Annotated in this window: 20 protein-coding genes; 4 read left to right on the plus strand and 16 right to left on the minus strand. The window is 29.8% G+C overall.

The window, feature by feature from the left end; translation table 11 throughout:
* Positions 1–44: 44 nt before the first annotated feature.
* A complete protein-coding gene (locus FBF21_RS04270) occupies positions 45–2,591 on the minus strand; it encodes a bifunctional aconitate hydratase 2/2-methylisocitrate dehydratase (RefSeq protein WP_168985442.1) in 2,547 nt (848 codons plus the stop codon).
* Between the two features lie 54 nt (positions 2,592–2,645).
* On the opposite strand from FBF21_RS04270, the gene FBF21_RS04275 reads away from it, so the two are divergent.
* Positions 2,646–3,098: a methylated-DNA--[protein]-cysteine S-methyltransferase gene (locus tag FBF21_RS04275; RefSeq protein ID WP_002859517.1), complete on the plus strand. Its 453-nt coding sequence runs from the start codon at positions 2,646–2,648 to the stop codon at positions 3,096–3,098.
* Here the strand turns inward: FBF21_RS04275 and FBF21_RS04280 are convergent.
* The 5 genes from FBF21_RS04280 to mobB are packed head-to-tail and all read right to left on the minus strand — an operon-like array spanning position 3,090 to position 7,456.
* On the minus strand, positions 3,090–4,031 hold the full coding sequence (locus FBF21_RS04280; RefSeq protein ID WP_002870020.1) for a hypothetical protein: 942 nt from the start codon (positions 4,029–4,031) through the stop codon (positions 3,090–3,092). The two genes, FBF21_RS04275 and FBF21_RS04280, sit on opposite strands and share 9 nt — an antisense overlap.
* A gap of 3 nt (positions 4,032–4,034) precedes the next feature.
* Positions 4,035–5,921 carry a methionine--tRNA ligase gene (gene metG / locus FBF21_RS04285; protein WP_002868154.1) on the minus strand — a complete coding sequence of 629 codons (1,887 nt, stop codon included), beginning with the start codon at positions 5,919–5,921 and terminating at the stop codon, positions 4,035–4,037.
* 9 nt (positions 5,922–5,930) lie between these two features.
* Positions 5,931–6,128 carry a hypothetical protein gene (locus FBF21_RS04290; protein WP_002797008.1) on the minus strand — a complete coding sequence of 66 codons (198 nt, stop codon included), beginning with the start codon at positions 6,126–6,128 and terminating at the stop codon, positions 5,931–5,933.
* The gene (locus FBF21_RS04295; RefSeq protein WP_002870021.1) at positions 6,121–6,963 is read right to left on the minus strand and encodes a class 1 fructose-bisphosphatase; all 843 of its coding nucleotides are present in this window, start codon (positions 6,961–6,963) and stop codon (positions 6,121–6,123) included. The genes FBF21_RS04290 and FBF21_RS04295 overlap by 8 nt, the downstream gene beginning before the upstream one ends.
* 1 nt (position 6,964) lies before the next feature.
* Positions 6,965–7,456 carry a molybdopterin-guanine dinucleotide biosynthesis protein B gene (mobB, locus tag FBF21_RS04300; protein ID WP_002852644.1) on the minus strand — a complete coding sequence of 164 codons (492 nt, stop codon included), beginning with the start codon at positions 7,454–7,456 and terminating at the stop codon, positions 6,965–6,967.
* 95 nt (positions 7,457–7,551) lie between these two features.
* Between mobB and FBF21_RS04305 the strand changes: the two genes are divergently transcribed.
* Positions 7,552–8,037, plus strand: coding sequence for a hypothetical protein (locus tag FBF21_RS04305; protein ID WP_002868152.1), 486 nt, complete (start codon positions 7,552–7,554; stop codon positions 8,035–8,037).
* On the opposite strand, the gene FBF21_RS04310 is transcribed toward FBF21_RS04305, so the two are convergent.
* From FBF21_RS04310 to gltX, 3 genes are read right to left on the minus strand one after another with little or no spacing between them, the layout of a single operon-like run.
* A complete protein-coding gene (locus FBF21_RS04310) occupies positions 7,934–9,559 on the minus strand; it encodes a lytic transglycosylase domain-containing protein (RefSeq protein WP_002870023.1) in 1,626 nt (541 codons plus the stop codon). The two genes, FBF21_RS04305 and FBF21_RS04310, sit on opposite strands and share 104 nt — an antisense overlap.
* The gene (locus FBF21_RS04315) at positions 9,556–9,837 is read right to left on the minus strand and encodes a YggT family protein (RefSeq protein WP_002852501.1); all 282 of its coding nucleotides are present in this window, start codon (positions 9,835–9,837) and stop codon (positions 9,556–9,558) included. Before FBF21_RS04315 ends, FBF21_RS04310 begins: the two co-directional genes overlap by 4 nt.
* A 2-nt stretch (positions 9,838–9,839) precedes the next feature.
* The gene (gene gltX, locus FBF21_RS04320; protein WP_002870024.1) at positions 9,840–11,135 is read right to left on the minus strand and encodes a glutamate--tRNA ligase; all 1,296 of its coding nucleotides are present in this window, start codon (positions 11,133–11,135) and stop codon (positions 9,840–9,842) included.
* Between the two features lie 85 nt (positions 11,136–11,220).
* Here gltX and FBF21_RS04325 point away from each other — a divergent pair, with 85 nt between their 5' ends.
* Together FBF21_RS04325 and FBF21_RS04330 are read left to right on the plus strand one after the other, a co-directional pair.
* The gene (locus tag FBF21_RS04325) at positions 11,221–12,345 is read left to right on the plus strand and encodes a metallophosphoesterase (protein WP_002859523.1); all 1,125 of its coding nucleotides are present in this window, start codon (positions 11,221–11,223) and stop codon (positions 12,343–12,345) included.
* Positions 12,342–13,142 (plus strand): phosphatidylserine decarboxylase, encoded by an 801-nt coding sequence (locus FBF21_RS04330; protein ID WP_002859524.1) that lies wholly within the window; start codon positions 12,342–12,344, stop codon positions 13,140–13,142. Before FBF21_RS04325 ends, FBF21_RS04330 begins: the two co-directional genes overlap by 4 nt.
* Here FBF21_RS04330 and FBF21_RS04335 read toward each other — a convergent pair.
* From FBF21_RS04335 to FBF21_RS04365, 7 genes are read right to left on the minus strand one after another with little or no spacing between them, the layout of a single operon-like run.
* Positions 13,139–13,420 carry a FlhB-like flagellar biosynthesis protein gene (locus FBF21_RS04335; RefSeq protein WP_002852641.1) on the minus strand — a complete coding sequence of 94 codons (282 nt, stop codon included), beginning with the start codon at positions 13,418–13,420 and terminating at the stop codon, positions 13,139–13,141. The genes FBF21_RS04330 and FBF21_RS04335 overlap by 4 nt on opposite strands.
* Positions 13,417–15,513, minus strand: a complete 2,097-nt coding sequence (locus FBF21_RS04340) for a flagellar hook-length control protein FliK (RefSeq protein ID WP_002868149.1) — start codon at positions 15,511–15,513, stop codon at positions 13,417–13,419. The genes FBF21_RS04335 and FBF21_RS04340 overlap by 4 nt, the downstream gene beginning before the upstream one ends.
* A complete protein-coding gene (locus FBF21_RS04345; protein ID WP_002859526.1) occupies positions 15,506–16,693 on the minus strand; it encodes an MFS transporter in 1,188 nt (395 codons plus the stop codon). Before FBF21_RS04345 ends, FBF21_RS04340 begins: the two co-directional genes overlap by 8 nt.
* Entirely contained in the window at positions 16,671–17,174 is a 504-nt protein-coding gene (locus FBF21_RS04350) for a membrane protein (protein ID WP_002868148.1), read from the minus strand. Before FBF21_RS04350 ends, FBF21_RS04345 begins: the two co-directional genes overlap by 23 nt.
* Complete coding sequence (locus tag FBF21_RS04355) at positions 17,174–17,503, minus strand: AtpZ/AtpI family protein (protein ID WP_002852414.1); 330 nt, start codon at positions 17,501–17,503, stop codon at positions 17,174–17,176. Before FBF21_RS04355 ends, FBF21_RS04350 begins: the two co-directional genes overlap by 1 nt.
* On the minus strand, positions 17,500–18,774 hold the full coding sequence (hemL, locus tag FBF21_RS04360) for a glutamate-1-semialdehyde 2,1-aminomutase (RefSeq protein WP_002860511.1): 1,275 nt from the start codon (positions 18,772–18,774) through the stop codon (positions 17,500–17,502). The genes FBF21_RS04355 and hemL overlap by 4 nt, the downstream gene beginning before the upstream one ends.
* Positions 18,771–19,118, minus strand: a complete 348-nt coding sequence (locus FBF21_RS04365) for a hypothetical protein (protein WP_002859529.1) — start codon at positions 19,116–19,118, stop codon at positions 18,771–18,773. Before FBF21_RS04365 ends, hemL begins: the two co-directional genes overlap by 4 nt.
* Between the last annotated feature and the right edge of the window lie 37 nt (positions 19,119–19,155).

Consider the following 19,155-nt stretch of genomic DNA (forward strand, 5'->3'; position numbering starts at 1 on the left):
TTCCTTTGAAAATTTTAATTTTGTTATTTAGTATTAAATTTGAATTAATTTTCAAGTTTGAAATTTTCAATCTCATTAAAATTTAAATATCTATAGATATTTGCCTTATGCTCATTACTTAGTTTTTCGCTGACAATTTGTAAGTATTCTTCCTTGCTTGGAATTTTACCCAAAATCGCACAAACTGCTGCAAGTTCAGCACTTCCTAGATATACTTTAGCACCCATTCCCATACGGTTGTCAAAATTTCTTGTAGAAGTTGAGAAAACTACAGCTCCATCATTTACTCTTGCTTGATTTCCCATACATAGCGAACAACCTGGAACTTCTATCCTTGCGCCAGCAGAGCCAAAGATACTATAATACCCTTCTTTGGTGAGTTGTGCTTTATCCATTTTTGTTGGAGGCACTACCCAAAGTCTGGTTTTAAGTATGCCTTTATCTTTTAAAATTTCTCCCAAAGCTCTATAATGTCCTATGTTTGTCATACAAGAACCTACAAAAACTTCATCTATATTTTTTGGACGCTTGTCATCGGCTAAAATTTCGCTTAAGGTTGCCACATCATCAGGGTCATTTGGACAAGCTAGAATTGGCTCCTTGATATTGTTAAGATTAATATCGATAATGTACGCATATTTTGCATCTTTGTCTGCTCTTAAAAGAGTAGGGTTTTTAAGCCATTCTCTCATTTTATCCGCTCTTCTAGCAAGAGTGGCTTTATCTTCATATCCTGCTTCTATCATTGCTTCTATAAGTGAAATATTTGATTTGATATATTCGCTTACACTTTCTATGCTTAAATCTACACTACAAGCAGCTGCAGATCTTTCAGCACTTGCATCACTGAGTTCAAAAGCTTGTTCTACTTTTAAGTTTGGCAAGCCTTCTATTTCTAAAATTTTTCCTGCAAAAATGTTCTTTTTATTTTTCTTTTCAACGGTAAGTTGTCCTTGTTTGATTGCATAATAAGGTATAGCATTAACCAAATCTCTTAAGGTAACTCCGGCTTGCAATTCTCCACTAAAACGTACTAAAACACTTTCAGGGACATTTAAAGGCATAGAACCAGTAACTGCAGCAAAAGCTACAAGTCCGCTTCCTGCAGGGAAAGAAATTCCTATAGGAAAGCGTGTGTGAGAATCCCCACCCGTTCCTACGGTATCTGGCAATACAAAACGATTAAGCCAAGAGTGGATAACTCCATCACCTGGTTTTAAACTTACCCCACCACGACTTGTCATGAAATTGGGCAAGGTTTTATATAAATTTGAATCGCTTACTTTTGGATACGCAGCTGTATGGCAAAAGCTTTGCATAACAAAGTCTGCATTAAAACCTAGGCTTGCAAGTTCTTTAATTTCATCTCTAGTCATAGGACCTGTGGTATCTTGAGAGCCTACGGTTAAAGTTATAGGTTCTATATACATACCTGGACGCACACCTTCAACTCCACAGGCACGACCTAGCATTTTTTGAGCCAAGGTATAACCACCGCTTGAAGATTTAGGTTGTTCAGGTTTGGTAAAGATATTTTCGCTTTCCATTCCTAAAAATTCTCTAGCCTTAGTACAAAGCCCACGACCTATGATAAGTGGGATTCTTCCTCCTGCTCTAACTTCATCTAAGAGAGTGTTTGGACTGAGTGTAAATTCTGCGATTGCAGAGCCATTTTTTATGATTTTTCCATCATAAGGATGAATTTCAAACTCATCGCCCATTTCTAAGTTTGTTACATCACAGATGATAGGTAAAGCCCCGCTATCTTGAGCAGTGTTAAAGAAAATCGGTGCTATGGTTGAACCCATTACTATACCACCGCTGTGCTTGTTTGGCACACCTTCTATTTCTTTTCCTAAGTGCCATTGTATGGAATTTATTGCCGATTTTCTACTTGAACCTGTTCCTACAACATCACCTACATAAACCACTTCGCGACCGCTTTTTTTAAGCTCTTTGATTTTTTCTAAGGATCCTGTTTGTCTTACCTTTAGCATGGCATTTGCATGTAAAGGAATATCGCTTCTTGTAAAAGCATCTCCTGCAGGGCTTAGATCATCGGTATTTGTTTCCCCTGCTACTTTAAAAACTATACATTTAATCACTTGTGGTAGTTTTTCTTTTTTATTAAACCAGTCCGCATTTGCCCAGCTTTGTAAAACTTCCTTAGCGTGTGGATTGTTTTTGCTAAGTTCAGCTATGGTATGGAAATTATCATGTACAAAAATAATATTTTTCAACACTTCTGCAGCATCTTTGGCTATGTTTTCATCTTTTAAGGCATCGATTAAAACTTTAACATTATATCCGCCTAGCATAGTTCCAAGCATTCTTAAGGCTCTTTTTTTGTCTATATTTGGAGCACTGATTTTGCCTTTAAGTATGGAATCTAAAAATTCACATTTTACTAAAGCTGCATCATCAACACCAGGATTTACTCTATTTTCTAAAAGATTTGCAAGCTCTTCATTATTTTCATTTTCAAGTAATTTACAAAGTTCTCTAGTTTGATTTGCATTTAAAGGAAGGGGTGGTATACCCAAAGCGGCTCTTTCTTCAACAAGTTTATTGTATTCTTGTATAAAAGACATTTTCTACTCCTTAAATATTTTTTATTATAATTGTAGCTCTTTGAAGGATAAAAAATGTTTAAAGTTTATTATAAAATGCCTTTATGTTACCTATCTTTACATAGTGATGGAAAATTTTTAACTAGAGTCGATTTTTGTGATAATAAAAGATCAGAAAAAAATTGTAGTTTGCTTGACTTAGCAAAATATGAACTTGATTTATATTTTACTCATAAGCTTAGAAAATTTAGCATTCCTGTTTTGATACAAGGTACGGATTTTGAATCAAAGGTTTATAAGGCTTTAATGGAAATTCCTTATGGCAAAATAGCTACTTATAAAGATATAGCAGAAAAAATTAATCATCCAAAAGCTTTTAGAGCTGTTGGAAATGCAAATTCTAAAAATCAAATTCCTATTTTTATACCTTGTCATAGAGTTATTGCAAACAATGGCATAGGAGGATATAATGGAGGGCTTGAAATAAAAAGATTTTTGCTTGAAAATGAAGGAGTGAATTTAAAATAAGCTTGGGGTTTGATTTTCTTTGTTTTCAAATTCTTGTTCAAAAATATCATAATTTTCAAGAATTAAACAATATTTAAAATTTTTTAATTTTCTTAAATCTGAAAGCTGATTATAGGAAAAATCGCAAAATAAAGAATTTTTAGAAGCAATTTTAAAGTCTTTTATGTTTTTAAATTTTTCTTTCCAGAATTCAAAGGTATTTTGGTTGTTGCTTACAATAAACGCTTGAGAGCTTGAACCAAAAGGAGTGATTTCAAATTTATCATCAATAAAATAAATTTTAAAATCATCAATCTTATTAAAGTCAAATATTATTTTTTGATTTTTTTCTTTTAAAAAAGAAATAATTTTTGCAAAACTATTTGCGTAAAAAAAAGGCAAATTAAGATTTTTAAAATATAAATTTTCACAAATCAAAGTTGTAAAAAAGAAGCTAGATCGCGATAATAAGGTAAAATTAGCATCTTTTAGACTATGAGAATAGGCACAAAGTTTATTTAAGTAATTTTCTTCACAGTAGCAAAAAATTTCACCCTTTTTTGCTTTGATTAGTTTTTCAAAATCAGCAAAAATATTTCCTTTTAAAATGTTAAAATAAAAAGCCTTACAAAGACTTAGTTCGTAAGATTTAAAAAGCAAAAATTCACATTCTTTATCTTCGCAAAAAAAGCGTAAAAATCTTACAAGAGTTTGTTCTAGATTTTCTACTCTAAAGTAAAAAATGTCTTTATCTTCAATAGTAATGTCATTTTCTGTAATTATAGCATAAGCGCCTTTTTTTACAGCTTGGGTAATTTCTTTTTTATCGTTATTAAAGAAGGCAAAGCCTGCTTTAAGTTCATTTAAATTTATGGCAAAACCTTCCACGCTTAAAACGCTACCTTCATGAATGAGTGTCGCGTTTAAAAGTTCGCCTAAATTGCTAATTTGCATATTTTAACCCACTAAAGAACCGTTTTGTACAAGTTGTTCAGGGGTGATTAAAACAAGTTTATCTCCGCTTTTTGCAGAAAGTATCATACCATCGCTTTCATGTCCAAAAATTTTAGCTTTTTTAAGATTGCTTATAATGCAAACTTGTTTACCGATTAAATCACTGGCTTTATAGTATTTTGCTATGCCTGAGAGTACTTGACGGATTTCTTTATCGTCAAGTTCGAGTTGAAATTTCAAAAGTTTTTCACTCCCTTCTATATTTTGACAATCAAGCACTTTAGCGACTTTGATTTCAATTTTTGCAAAATCATCGATTTTTATTTTAGGACTTTCTTCTTTTTTAGGTTCTTCTTTAATTTCTTGTTTTAAAAGAGCTTTTTCTACTTTTGGAAATAAAGCTTCGCAAGGATTTGCTTTAAAATCTAAAAGTTTATTATCAAGTATCATTTTTGCATAATTTGTAGATGAAATTTCAAAATTTAAAGCTAAGGCCACCTTTTGACAAGACTTTGGTAGAGTAGGGCTTAATAAAAGGCTTGTTTTGGCTAAAATATTTGCACAAAGTGCAACTAAAGCGTTAGCTTGTTCGTGTTTGTTTTCTTTGATTAAATTCCAAGGTTCGTATTTACTAATAGCTAAATTTGCTACACTTAAGGCTTTAAAAAGTTCTTCTAAATAACGATTACACTGTAAGTTTTCTAAAAATTCTACCGCTAAATTTAAGTGTTCTTTTGCTTGATTTAATTCAACATTGTGAAATTTTAAAACACCTTCTTTTGAAATATTTCCTTGAGAATATTTTGTACTCATACCTATAATGCGATTAAGTAAATTTCCAAATTCATTGCTAAGCTCTGCATTGATACGATTTATCAGCATATTTTCGCTAAAATCCCCATCGTTACCAAAAGGCACTTCTCTAAGTAAAAAATATCTAAAAGCTTCGCTTCCATAGATATCAACCACTTCTTTAGGTTTTACAACATTGCCTTTAGATTTGCTCATTTTTTCACCTTCTTTAGTCCACCAGCCATGTGCACCTATAAATTTTGGCAAAGGCAAATCCACGCTCATTAAAAAAGCTGGCCAATAAATGGCATGAAAACGCAAGATATCTTTTCCTACTAAATGCACATGCGCAGGCCAAAATTTAGCATTTTCTCCCTTGTTTTGAAAGTCAAGTGAGCTTACATAGATAAAAAGTGCATCAAGCCATACATAAATAATATGTTTATCATCATTAATTTCTTGAGGCAGTTTAATCCCCCAATCAAAACTTGTTCTTGTAATGGAAAGATCTTTAAGGCCGTTTTGGACAAAATTTATAAGTTCGTTTTTTTTGTTTTTTGGCAAGATGGGATCTTTTTCTTCATACCATTGTAAAATTTTATCTTGATATTTTGAAAGTTTGAAAAAATAGCTTTCTTCTTTTAAAATTCTAGTTTGTTTGCCACAATCTGGGCAAGAACAATCGTTAATAAGCTGACTTTGAGTAAAAAAGCTTTCACAAGAAATACAATAGTGTCCTTCGTATTCATCTTTATAAATATCACCTTTTTGCCACATTTTTAAAAACATAGCTTTAACAAATTCAATATGCCTTGTATCAGTTGTTCTTGCGTAAATATCATAGGTGATTTCAAATTCATCCCATAATTTTTTAAATTCAAAACTGATTTTATCAGCGTATTCTTGAGGAGTGGAATTTCTTAGTTTGGCAGCTTCTTCGATTTTTTGTCCATGCTCATCTGTTCCTGTTAGAAATCTTGTTTCATGTCCTTGCAAACGATAAAATCTTGCTAAAGTATCGGCTATGATGGTAGTATAAGCATGACCTAAATGAGGTACATCATTTACATAATAAATTGGTGTTGTAATATAACGCATTTTTTTCCTTTAAAAGTCAAATCCGCCTTCGGTTTTACCCTTAGACATACTGTTATAGACTGCATCAACATAATTTTTTCTAGTTTGGCAGTTAAAAATTTCATCGCAATTATAACAAGAGTTTAGGTTTTTTGAGTTTTGACATGAAAGTAAAATTTCTTTTTTTTTATCCATATCTTGCTCAAATTCATCTCTAACTTCATTCATTGTAAGCCTTTAAAAGTTTTGAAATTTCATATTCTGAGCCAAAAAAACAAGGAGTTGTCGCATGGATTTTATCAAATTCAAGTTCAAGTAAAGAGCGGTTTTTTCCATTTGTAGTTTTTCCGCCTGCTTTTTCTATGATAAAGGCTAGAGGAAAGACTTCAAAAAAGGCACGAAGTTTGCCATTAGGCGCATCTTGTGTTGCAGGATAGCTAAAAATGCCACCCCCTTTTAATAAAATTTGATTGATATCGCTTACCATGGCTCCAGAATATCTTAAGCGATAGCCTTCATCAAAAAGACTTTTGATAAATTTAGCGTGTTTTTCTTCCCAAAATTTTTGCGTTCCGCCTGTAGCATTAATCTTGCCTTTTTCATTCATTTTAAGATCTTTTATAAAAATAAATTCATTATTTGCATTTAAGCGATAAAGTTTTGGCTGATCTTTGCAAATCACAAGTTCTAATCGCGCTCCATACATACTATAAAGCGCAGCTCTTAAATTTTTAACACTTGCTTTTTCTTCATAGATAGCAAAAATAGAACCTATGGCAAAATTAACATCCATTAAGCTAGAACCATCTAAAGGATCATAAGCTACGATAAAATTTGCCCTCTCGTTAAGCGTTAAAATTTCGTCTTTTTCTTCACTTATGATGGCTTTAATACTTGAACATTGACTTAGAGTTTTTGTGATGATTTCATCGCTTAAAACATCAAATTTGAGTTGGGTATCGCCTGTAAAATTTTGATTTTGACTGTAGCTTGTATCGGGAAATTTTAAAGCGTTAGAAATTTCTAAAACCGCTTTTTGTATATAAGAAATCACTTCTTGCATTTTATAATTCTCCTTGTAAATTTTTAGCATTTTTAAGTATGTATTGGCAAATAGCTTGTATATCGTTTAAATCAAGCCAAGTAAGATAAGGGTGAGAAATTTTTTCATAGCTTGCAATGGCGTTTGAAAAAATAAAATAACTTTCATCAATTTCTTTGCAAAATACGCTAATGCGTGGTAAATCAAGAGTTTTTAATCCTTCAACCAAACAAATGTCAAAATCAGGGCTTAATTTTAAAGCTTTTAAAATATCTCTATTTTCATGAGAAAAAAAAGTTGTTCTTGTAGGGCTTAAAACCATGACTTCAGCTCCACTTTGAAAAAATTTAAAACTATCTTTACCGTTAAAATCAAATTGAGCTTTATCGGCAGGATCATGTTTAATGATTAAAACTTTTAAATTTTGTTGCAAAAAATTATCAGCTATTTTGGTTATGAGTGTAGTTTTTCCTGAATTTGAAGGCCCGCTAAAAGCTATAATAAGTTGTTTCATAAAATATACTCTTAATTTTTTTGCAAAATTATATCTTTTTAAACCAAAAAATAGGGTTAAAAGGCTACAATAATACTAAAAAATATGGAAAAAGAATGAAAATTTATAGTGTAATTTTAGGTGCTTTTTTGCTTGGAGCTTGTTCTTTAAAAGATCAGGCGATTGTGGATACAAATTTAAAATCTCAAACTTTAATGTTTACTCAAAAATACAAAATCACACAAGATAAGATTAATGCCATTATAACTATGTCTTATTTAAACCCAATTCTAGACAAGACAAGTAAAGATGATGTATTAGCTTTATCTTTTACTCCAAATACATTAAAAATTCAAAATTTAGAAGTTTTTATCAATAATAAAAAAGCCAATATTGAAAAATTGGATGATGAGTATTTAAAATATATAATACAAAACAACTATACTGATTATTTTAAAGCATCTCTTCCTAGTGTCAAGGAAGAGATTAGGCTTGTAGCTAAGATTTGCTTAGATCATTTGCCTTGTTTTGAATTAAATTTTCAAAAATATCCGAAATCTTTATACTATCGTTCAGAAGATGTCGATACACAATATAATTAGCTAGAACTTTTTTTCCGTAAATTCGGCTTTCTTGATAAGGAACTAGTTCCATAGACAAGAAAGGTTCAAATTTGCCTGTCTTAAACATATCATTTCTTGCAAGCATACGGTTAGTAAATCCTATACCGCCATTATAAGCATAAGCGACAAAAAGTGGAGATTTTAAACGTGATTCAAGGTAATTTAGATGATAGTTTCCAAAGTAATATGCTATTTCAGGTTTAAACATAAAATCTTGATCGAAATTTGGAATTTTTAATTCTTTTTCCCCTATGTGATTGGCCAAAAATGGCATAAATTGCATCATGCCTAAAGCATAAGAAACTGAAATAGCAGTTGGAATAAAACGACTTTCTTGTCTGGCAATAGCCAAAATTAAAGCTTGTCTTGTTTTGTTATAGTCTTTTATATTGTCATAATAAGGCATTATAAAATAATGTTTTTTAAAATTATTTTTGCGTTCTAATATGTAAGCATAAATAGGCAAGGTTTCTTGTGTGTCAAATTCTTTTGCCAAGACATCTAGTTGACTTGCGTTAGCATCGCGAATTTGTTTGTTTATTTTTTGCCAAGCAAAAGGATCTTGCATATTAAAATTATTTTTTTTCTTGCTTGGATTAAGGCTTTCTATCTTTGGAAAAGGTGTGTTGGTAAGTTCTTTTGCGTAAAGACTATAAATATTTAAAGAAGAACTTTGCGATAAAGTTTTTAAATCTTCTTCATTGTTTTTAATCAACCACATCCAAAATATAGCATTGTCTTTATTACTTTGCGATTTAAAACTTTGCGCCGCCTTTTTAAAAAAGTCATAAGCAAGCTCTGTTTTATCATAAGTTAAGGCATTGACTCCTAAATAGAAAGCAGAATCTTCACTTACATTTTCAGGATTTATTTCTAGCATAGAATATCTAAATTTTGGATTTTCTTTTTTAATAATAATATTTTGTGCAAAATCTTTAAAACCAATGTGGTTTGGTAGTTTATTGACTAAACTTGTATTTAAATCTAAGTCGTATTTTTTAGAATAATTATAAAGTTTAAAAAAACCATTAATATCTTCTTTTTGTACTATATAGCTCATAGGATCAGAAGTATTAAAAGCTAGCAATAAATTTGTCAAATCAGGTCTTTGATTTTTAAAGGTTTGAGCTAAAGTAGTTCGGTCTTTGGAATTTAGACTCGCTATAAAAACTAATGAATTTAAGCGCACACTTTGACAAGTTAAATTTGCATCTAAGATAGTATTTGCTGTATAGGTATAGCATTTAGCATATTTTGGGTTGATATAAGGCTTTAAAGGGATGATTTTTTCAAGTTCAGATTTAATTTTTCCTATATAGCGAAAAATATGAAAATTTAAATCCTGTGCATCTTTTTTACTGATTTTATTTTTTTCTAAAAGCCTATAAATATAATAATCCTTAGCAAGTGAATTTTCTTCCTTTTTGAGTTTTTCTATACTATATTGTGTAGCATTTAAACTTGAAAAAATAAATAAAAAAACGAGTATTTTTTTTATCACAATATACTCCTTAAGATATTCCCAAGAAAAATGCCAAGAAACTGCAATGCTAAGACTATAATCAAAGGCGCAAGATCAATATTACCAATGCGTGTTGGAATTTTTCTAACTAAGGCGTAAGCAGGGTAGCTTAGTTTATATAAAATTTGCACTATAGGATTATAAGGATCAGGGTTTACCCAGCTTAGAAGTGCTGTGATGATAATAATCCAAGTATAAATGTTAATGACAATTTGTAGTACTTGAAAAATAGAAATAATAAAAGAGTCTATAACCATAGTTAAATCCTTGCTAATTCGTGAATAAAATTTTTAATATAAGGATAAAGATCGCTAAGCTCAGGTCCGTGGATATTTCCTGTTAAAATTATCCTTAAAGGCATGAAAAATTTTTTACCTTTTAAGTTGCTTTTGTTTAAAAGTTCATTTTTAAAATCTTCATAATTTTCAAAAAGTTCAATATCTTTTAAGAGTTCTTTTAAAATTTTACATTCTGTTTCAAACTCGCCAAAATTTTTTGCGTTAAAAATAGCTTGCATTTTTTCTTTAAGTTCTTTTATAGTACTTGCTTCTTGAGTGTAAAATTTAGCAAGTGGTGCAAGATCTTTGTTTAAATCTAAAATTTTATTAAGCTCATCATCTTTTATCATTTTGATATGTTCGCGATTAATTTGCAAAAGTTTTTTAAGATCAAATCTTGCGGGAGCTTTTGAAACTTTAGAAATATCAAACCATTTTATAGCCTCTTCTAAGGTAAAAATTTCACAAGGAGTTTTATTGCCTAGCATGATCAGATAATTTGCGATTGCGCTAGGTAAAATTCCACTTTCAAGTAGCCATTTTACAGAAGAATGTGCTTCTCTTTTACTCATTTTAACACCTTCTTCGTTTAAAATGATAGGCAAGTGTGCATAAGTCATGGCTTTATTATAACCTAAGCTTGCGCGGATATGTTCTTGTTTTGGAGTGTTTGAAACATGATCTTCTCCGCGTATAATACAAGTGACATTTTCAAGCATATCATCAACCGCACAAGCAAAATTATAAGTTGGAGTTTTATCCGTTCTCATAATCACAAAAGAGTCTATGTTTTCAGGCTCAAAACTAAGCTCGCCTTTGATAAAATCAGTAAATTTCATAGTATGAGTAGGTTTTTTAAGACGGATAACAAAGGGTTTTTCACATTCTAAAACATCAATATCGGCTAGTTTTTCACAAGTGCCATCGTAGCGATAAGCTTTACCTTGTTTTTTAGCCAGCTCTTTTTTTGCTTCAAGTTCTTCTTCGGTGCAAAAACAAGCAAAAGCTTTTTTTTCGCTTACAAGTTTTAAAGCCATTTGGCGATGGAATTTTAAATTTTCACTTTGTATATAGTAATGCTGCCATGAAATACTAAAAAGATTTAAAATTTCTTTGATTTCTTCTTCTTTTCCTGCTATATTTCTAGCCTTATCAGTATCTTCAATACGTAAGATAAAATCCATATTTTTTTGTCTTGCACAGATATAATTAAAAATTGCTGCGCGTAAATTTCCTATGTGCATATCACCTGTGGGAGAAGGTGCAAAACGGTACATCTTATAGCCTTTAAAATTATTTAAAAGCTTATTATAACAGAAAAATTTATACGGATATTTAATTTTACTTGGTTATAATACTTTTATGATATTTTTAATTTTTTCTTTCATTGTGTTATTAATTTTTGGCTTAGCAAATGTTTATATTTATAAAAGATTAATCAAGAAAATTACTCTTTTTAAGTATTTTTATAAAATTTTTTCCTTTATTTTTATTGTGCTTTTTTTAGCTCAAGCTGTGTTTTTAATATTTCGTAGAGATGAATATTTAAGTGATACTTGGTATGAAATTTTAGCCATGTTTTATGCGCCGACTTATTGTTTGTTTTTTATGACTTTAGCATGGGATTTTGTTAAATTGATTTTAGCTCTTATGGGTAAAAGAGATAAAACATATAATCTTATTTTGCGTTTGATTTTTGAACTTTCTCTTATAGTTTTAAGTGTGTTTTTAATTTATGTAAGTATAAATAATGCTCTAAAAACACCTGAAGTAAAGAGTGTTGATGTTGAAATACCAAATCTTAAAAAAGATTTAAAAATTGTCATGCTTACTGATATACATTTGGGTAAAAATTTGCATGAAAATTTTTTAGACAAGCTCATCACTAAAGTGAATTTGCAAAGTCCTGATATGGTTGTAATAGTAGGGGATCTGATTGATACCAATCCTAAAGATTTAAAAAATTACATCTCAAAACTTAATGATTTTAACTCCACTTACGGAACTTTTTATGCTTTGGGAAATCATGAGTATTATCATGGTATCAATGAAGTTTTGGATTTGCTTAGAAAACATACTAATATGAAAATTTTAGTCAATCAAAATTTAGATTTGGGTTTTATAAATATTGCTGGACTTGGAGATTTAGCCGGACTTGATAGGGGTTTATATGCTCCTGATTTAGCAAGAATAAAAGTGGATTTAAATACAAGTAAAGCTAGTATTTTACTCACACATCAACCTAAAACAGCTTTGCTTTATGATTTAAGTGATTTTGATCTTGTTTTAAGTGGGCATACACATGGAGGGCAAATTTTCCCTTTTATGTTTTTAGTTAAACTTCAGCAAGGTTTTGTTCATGGGCTTTATGATTTAGGAGAAAAAACTAAGCTTTATGTGAGTAGTGGAGCAGGATTTTGGGGGCCAAGTCTTAGAGTTTTTGCTCCGAGTGAAATAGTGATTTTAAATTTAAAAGGAAAAAAATGAGTTTTTCAAAAGAAAGTTCGAGACTTTTTGGTTTTGTAGCGGGGATTAAATTTCCTAAAATGATACAAAAAGTTATTAATGAAAATTATGTTAAGTATTTTAATATCGATATGAGTGAATTTAAAAGCCCTTGTGAATACGAGAGTTTAAATGCTCTTTTTACAAGAACTTTGCAAATTCCAAGAAAGCTTGAAGAAGGTTTTATCAGTCCAAGTGATGGTAAAATTTTAGAGTGTGGAAGTACTTTTTTGGCAAATGAAGAACATTTTGCTTTTTCTATAAAAGGACATACTTATAGCATTGAGGAGCTTTTAAAAGATAGCTTTGAAAAAGATGAGCTTAAAAATGGGCTTGATTATGTCAATATTTATCTTTCTCCAAAAGATTATCATCGTTATCACAGCCCTTGTGATATGCAAATTTTAAGTGCAACTTACACAAGTGGAGTGCTTTATAGCGTAAATGAAAAACATTTAGAACGCATTAGTAATTTATATGTAAAAAATGAAAGAGTGAGCTTGAAATGTCAAAATGAAAAAGGTATTTTTTGGCTTGTTTTTGTAGGAGCGCAAAATGTAGGAAAAATGCGTTTTAATTTTGATGCAAGCATACAAACCAATGCTAAAATTTCTCATAATTTTACTAGAAAATATGAAAATTTAAATTTCAAAAAAGGCGAAGAACTAGGAAATTTTGAGCTAGGTTCTACTATAGTTTTAATCTCTCAAAAAGGACTTTTAACTTTTAATTTAAAAGTAGGGCAGGGTATTAAATTTGGAGAAAAAATAGCGGATTAGTTTTTAGGAGTTTTATTTGCCATTTGATAGATAAAGGCAAAAACTTCAGCTACAGCTTTATACATATTAGGTGGAATTTCATCACCTAAGTCAAGCTTGCTTAAAATTTCTATTAAATCTTCATCTTCTTTAATAGGAACTCCGTGTTCCTTGGCTAAAGAAATAATTTTAGCAGCACTTTCGCCTTTGCCACTTGCAAGCACTTTTGGTGCAGAGTTTTTTTCTTTTTGATAGCCTAGAGCTACAGCTTTTTTAATCGATCTTTTGATTTTGCTCATACTTTTTTATCCATACCCATTTCAAGATCTAAATTTTTCATATTTCTAGTATCAAATTTACTTCTTATGATATCACCTACAAAGAAATTTGCACTTAAAAGTCCTGCTTTATTGATATTTCTTTTAAGCTCATGGGCATTTTCATAGATGGTTTTTCTAAATTCAATATTTTCTGCCATAATATTAATATCTATATATTTTTCATTATTTAAAGAAATAAGAATTTCTAAATCCCCAAGTTTTGCAAATTCGAGTTTAATCTGAGCAAAAAATTTGTCCTTTTTTCCGCGTCTAAACATAATTTTAGAATCATTTAAATCATCCCAAGAAAAAGGCAGATAAGTATTGATAGAATCATTAGCTAAAGACATAAGCTGATTGATTTCAATTTGCGCTAAAAGACGATTAGCTTGATTGTATACAGCTTCATTGCCTTCATTTTTAGCCAAATTTGAAATTTGCAAAAGTGTTGATTTTACATCATGATGTAAAGATTCAGCTATATCTTGTTCTGTTTTTGGTTTAATTTGCACTAGATCTTTGATAGAAAGATTGAGTTTGTGTTCGAGATTTTTAAGTTCTGCTTGATTAAGCTTGGCATTTTGAGTATAGGGTTCAAGTTCTTTTAAGCTTTCATTAAGTCTACGAGAAAGATTGCTTAAATTTTTACTTAAATCTTGCACTTGTTCTAGATCTAAATTTTCTACATTAAATGCTAAATTTTTTACAATATTTTGTTTTATAAATTCCTGATTTTTAAAAATATTTTGCATAGTTTGGTTATTGTTAGATTGAATATTTTGAGAATTATTTAAATTTTGCGTGTTGTTTGTGTTAGTATTTGTATTGATTGAAGTTTTGCTTTCTGTTTTTGTTTCATAAAATTTTGGATTTTCTTTGATATTTTCTTCGTGAGTTTTTGTGCTAGAATCTAAATTTGCATTAACTTCTTTTTTAGGTAAATTTTCTTCGTTTTTTACATCTTGCTTAATATTGGTTTTAGCATCATCTGCGAGAGTTTCTTCTTTTGATACTTTTATATATTTTTCTTCATCTTGGTTTTTTGTGTTATGATTAAGTTTTTCTTCTTTGATATTTTCTTTGTTACTTAAAAGATTTTCTAAAATATTTTCTTTATCTTGTATTTTAGAAGCTTGATTGCCTAGTATATTTTTTAAAGTATTTTCAAGTTTTTCAAAGGCGGTAGCAGTTTGCTTAAGGATGTTTGGATCTTTTATCATTAAATTTTCTGGCTTATTAAGAGCTTTGAAAAAATCATTTTTGATGGAATTTAATTCTTTTAAAATTTTATTAGCTATAGGGGTGATTTTTTCTTGAGCATGACTGGGATTTTTACTTATATAATTTTTAAAATTTTCCAATTTAGAACTTAAATTTAAAAGTGCTTTAAAAGAACTTTGATTTAAAATTTGCTTATTTTCATTTTTGCTAGAATTAATAATATTTTTTAATTCTTTTAAAGTGTCTTTTGGGCTTAAATTTGTATTTGCAAGCTGGGCTATCTGAACGCTTAGTTTTTCGCTACTAAGACCTTTGATTGTACTTAAAAGAGAATGAAAACTTTTGGGTAGTAATTCTTCGTTTAGGGCATCTTTTAATTTAGCTTCTAAAAATACGCCTGAATTTTTAAACAAAGGAGCTAAGTTATTGTTTTTTATTTCACTGGCAGGTTTTAAAATTTGATTTAATCTGTCTAAAACTTGTGTAAAAGTATCACTTTTTGCAAGTTCTGTACTTAAGATTTTTAATTCATTAGCAAAATTAGGAGCTAAATTTAAATTTTTTCCTTGTTTAAGTACAGGGGAATCGGGATTTTTTTGAGCATTGATTTGATCTAAAAGTTTATTAACAAGTTCTTTTAATTTGGTACCTGTTTCATTTTGAACAAATTTTGCTAGTATTTCCTCACTACTAGCGTCCTTGCTTAAACCTAAATTTTGCTTTAAAGCTTGTGCAAGTGCTTCTTTTGGATTGTCTTTTAAATTTGTTTTATCTTTTGAAGCAGAGTTATCTACTTTTAAATCATTTTTTTGCGTATTGGCAATTTGACTTGCTAGTTGAGTATTAATCATCAAATATCACCATATTTCCAGGCTTTTTCTTAAATTTTTTATTTAAAATATTTGGTTTATTGATAGCAAAAAGAATTAAAAATGCTAAAGAAACTATATAAAACCATATAAAACCTTTGATTTCAAAATATTGCATTAAAAAACCTAAAATTAAAGGGCCAAACAAAGAGCCCAAAGAATAACAAAAAAGAACCCCACGACCTAACTCTACACCTTTATTTTTGCTTACTAAAACATCATTTGCTCTAGCAAGTGCTAAAGCATATAAGCAAAATATTCCTATACCAAGAGTAATTCCTAAAAAATATTGCATATATAAATGAAGTTTAAAAAAGATAAATATAAGCATAGTGATAAATCCTATACTTGCACAAGTGATAATGGCAAATTTGCGACCAAGTTTGTCTGAAATAGTTCCTATGATGGTTTGTGCAATAAAACCACCTAAAACCCCACAAAATATAAAATAAGAAACCGCTTTTGTATCAAAACCTTGCAAAAGTATAAATAAAGATGCCATAGAAAAAAAGCCATTTATAAGCATTCCGGCTATAAAGCTTGTGACGATAGCTAAAGGAGCTATATCAAAAATTTTAGGTATAGAAATAGGACTTGATGCGGGTAAAACAGGTTCTTTGATTTTAATTAGATTTAAAGGTAAAGATGAAAGTAAAATTAAAGTTGCACTGAGGATAAATACACTATGTTTGCTTAAATTTAACGCTATGATTAAAACTCCAATACCAAACGCAAGATAAAAAACAATTTCATAAAAACCTAAAATTCTAGATCGAATGGCATTTTTGCTTTTTTCATTAAGCCATGATTCTATGACCATTAAAAGTCCATAGTAGCAAATTCCTATGAAAAATCTTAAAACAGCCCAAAAAATAAGATTTTCGCTTACTGTATGAAGCATAGCTGAAATTCCAAAAATAGCACCAAATAGCCCAAAAGAGCGTATATGACCTATACGAGAAATAATTTTATGAGCACTGATGGTTCCAATAAGAGCGCCTACAAAAAAACAAGAACTTACTACTCCAACAGCTAAAGAACTTTCTCCGTTTTCTTTTAATATAACACCTATAGAGCTTACTATCAAGGCATTACCTGCAAATAAAAATGCCATACCAGCAAAAAGTGCTGTCATTGATTTAATAATTTTTTTTGGACTCATACTTTTTTATATATAAAATAAAAATAAACACACAAACTAGCAAGGATGAAATTCCACAAATATAAGCAAAGATATCTAATTTATCTTGGCGATGTAAAAATAAAAATCCAGCAACCAATACTACATAAGCCATCAATTTAAAGAGAGTAAAAAACATAGCAAAAAAATGGATTTTCTCTTTAACATTTGGCTTTAAATCGTCTTTTAGAACTTTAAAATGAATAATTTTTGATAAATTTTGTTTTTTTTTGATAAAAAGTGATGAAATGAAATTAAAATCTTTTTCATAATTTTTTGATTTTTTTATAATGACTTTTTTATAATTTAAATAAGAAGCAAAAATAATCAATAAAACACTAAAAAAAGCTATTTCATAGCTTAAAAATGTATCTAATTTAAAATGATTTAACGATGAAAATATGATCCAAAAAAATAAATGAATAATGGCAAAAATACAAAATAGAGCTTTTTTATGTTCCATTATTTGTTCTTTTCTTTTTGAATTTTTTCTTTGATCAACTCATCTCTTTCTTTAAATTCTTCATAGCTTTTTACTTGAACTTTATAAGCTTTGTAAACATTAAGTATAGCAGCACTGATCCCCCAAAAAACTCCAAGCCAAAAAAGCCAAGGATAAGGAGTAAATTTTTTAAGTAAATATCCTATTCCCACACCTATAAATACAGCAACAACCATAGAGATACCAAGACTTAAACCATCCGCAGCTTCAAGAGTTTTGCGAATGATTTTTTGTCTTTTGCTGTTGGAATTTTCTAAGTGATTTTTTTCTTCTTTTAAAATATTGCTCATATTCTTTTAAAGCTTTCCCTAACAGCCTCTAGTGTTGTATCTATAATTTTATCATCCATTTTTGAACATATAAAGCCTGTTTCAAATTGAGAAGGTGCTAAATAAATTCCATTTTCAAGCATATTTTTGTGAAATTTTGAAAATAATGCTAGATCGGATTTTAATGCATCTTGGTAGTTTGATACAGGATCTTTGGTGAAAAAGTATCCAAACATAGAACCTACATGACAAACTTGCAGTGGAAGTCCTTTTTCATCTGCTAATTTTTTCATTCCTTGGGTAAGTTTTTTTGCTAATTTTCCAAGTTTGTCATAAAGCTTGGTTTTCTTTTTGGCTTTTGTAAGACTTGCTATACCTGCAGCCATTGCTAAAGGATTTCCACTTAAAGTTCCTGCTTGATAAACTCCACCCAAAGGACTTAAAATATCCATAATTTCAGCTCTAGAAGCAAATGCTGCTGCAGGTAGACCGCCTCCTATTACCTTACCAAAAGTAATTATATCTGCTTGGATATGATTGATTCCATAGGAACCAAGGTAAGATGCTCTATATCCACTCATTACTTCATCAAAAATCAGCAGAGTTTGATTGTTTTTACAGATCTTAGCAAGTTCTTCTAAAAAATCTTGTTTAGCTGGAACTAACCCCATATTTCCAGCAATAGGCTCAATGATAACACATGCAATATCTTTATTTTTTTCAAAAAGCTCTTTAACGCTATTTATATCATTATATTTAGCTACTAAAGTGTGTTTAGCTACATCTTCTAAAACACCCAAAGAACTAGGAGAGTTAAAAGTAGCAGCACCACTTCCTGCACTCACTAATAATGAATCAGAATGCCCGTGATAACATCCTTCAAATTTTAAAATTTTATCTTTTTTAGTAAAACCACGGGCAAGACGAATAGCACTCATGGTTGCTTCTGTTCCACTGCTTACAAAGCGGATCTTTTCTAAATGAGGAAAATCAGATAAAACAAGCTTGGCAAGTTCAGTTTCTAATAAAGTTGGAGCTCCAAAACTTGAACCTTTATGAAGTGCTTTTTGACAAGCTTTTTGTATATCTTTATCGCAATGTCCAAAAAGTAAAGGCCCCCAGCTTTGAACATAGTCTATATAAGAATTTCCATCTATATCGAAAATATAAGCACCTTTTCCATGAGAAATAAATTTTGGCTCACTTTGAACATTTGCAAAAGCACGAACTGGAGAATTTACACCACCTGCGATGAATTTACACGCTTCTTTAAAAGCTTTTTTGTTTGTCATTTTTCTTCCTTGCTAAATTGCTTGATGTAATTATATAAAGTTACAATTTCATCATTTGTTAAAGAGTAATTTGGCATGATTGATTTTGCGTCTTTACTCTGATTAAGAGAATTTTTAAAATTCTCAAAACTAAGATTTTGTATACTTGGAACTTTATAAGCTGTTTTAATACCATTTTTCATATAATATCCTAAAATTTGTTCGCTTCCATCTGTTCCATGACATTCTTTACAACTAATGCCCCTTGGATTTTCATAAAGCATTTTAGAGTATTCTTTAAGAGTGATAAAATCAGCACCAAAAAGACTGATACTAAATAAAAAAAACATTAAAACAATTTTCAAAGTTTCACCTTGTTAATGAAGTTTTAATATGATACAA

Origin of the sequence: Campylobacter sp. CFSAN093238, assembly GCF_012898015.1 — a bacterium.
GTDB classification, from domain to species: domain Bacteria; phylum Campylobacterota; class Campylobacteria; order Campylobacterales; family Campylobacteraceae; genus Campylobacter_D; species Campylobacter_D jejuni.

Coding starts and splice junctions, on each gene's coding strand:
- FBF21_RS04270 (WP_168985442.1), bottom strand. CDS start 2,591: ATGTCTTTTATACAAGAATACAATAAACTTGTTGAAGAAAGAGCCGCT.
- FBF21_RS04275 (WP_002859517.1), top strand. CDS start 2,646: ATGTTTAAAGTTTATTATAAAATGCCTTTATGTTACCTATCTTTACAT.
- FBF21_RS04280 (WP_002870020.1), bottom strand. CDS start 4,031: ATGCAAATTAGCAATTTAGGCGAACTTTTAAACGCGACACTCATTCAT.
- metG (WP_002868154.1), bottom strand. CDS start 5,921: ATGCGTTATATTACAACACCAATTTATTATGTAAATGATGTACCTCAT.
- FBF21_RS04290 (WP_002797008.1), bottom strand. CDS start 6,128: ATGAATGAAGTTAGAGATGAATTTGAGCAAGATATGGATAAAAAAAAA.
- FBF21_RS04295 (WP_002870021.1), bottom strand. CDS start 6,963: ATGCAAGAAGTGATTTCTTATATACAAAAAGCGGTTTTAGAAATTTCT.
- mobB (WP_002852644.1), bottom strand. CDS start 7,456: ATGAAACAACTTATTATAGCTTTTAGCGGGCCTTCAAATTCAGGAAAA.
- FBF21_RS04305 (WP_002868152.1), top strand. CDS start 7,552: ATGAAAATTTATAGTGTAATTTTAGGTGCTTTTTTGCTTGGAGCTTGT.
- FBF21_RS04315 (WP_002852501.1), bottom strand. CDS start 9,837: ATGGTTATAGACTCTTTTATTATTTCTATTTTTCAAGTACTACAAATT.
- gltX (WP_002870024.1), bottom strand. CDS start 11,135: ATGTACCGTTTTGCACCTTCTCCCACAGGTGATATGCACATAGGAAAT.
- FBF21_RS04325 (WP_002859523.1), top strand. CDS start 11,221: ATGATATTTTTAATTTTTTCTTTCATTGTGTTATTAATTTTTGGCTTA.
- FBF21_RS04330 (WP_002859524.1), top strand. CDS start 12,342: ATGAGTTTTTCAAAAGAAAGTTCGAGACTTTTTGGTTTTGTAGCGGGG.
- FBF21_RS04335 (WP_002852641.1), bottom strand. CDS start 13,420: ATGAGCAAAATCAAAAGATCGATTAAAAAAGCTGTAGCTCTAGGCTAT.
- FBF21_RS04340 (WP_002868149.1), bottom strand. CDS start 15,513: ATGATTAATACTCAACTAGCAAGTCAAATTGCCAATACGCAAAAAAAT.
- FBF21_RS04345 (WP_002859526.1), bottom strand. CDS start 16,693: ATGAGTCCAAAAAAAATTATTAAATCAATGACAGCACTTTTTGCTGGT.
- FBF21_RS04350 (WP_002868148.1), bottom strand. CDS start 17,174: ATGGAACATAAAAAAGCTCTATTTTGTATTTTTGCCATTATTCATTTA.
- FBF21_RS04355 (WP_002852414.1), bottom strand. CDS start 17,503: ATGAGCAATATTTTAAAAGAAGAAAAAAATCACTTAGAAAATTCCAAC.
- hemL (WP_002860511.1), bottom strand. CDS start 18,774: ATGACAAACAAAAAAGCTTTTAAAGAAGCGTGTAAATTCATCGCAGGT.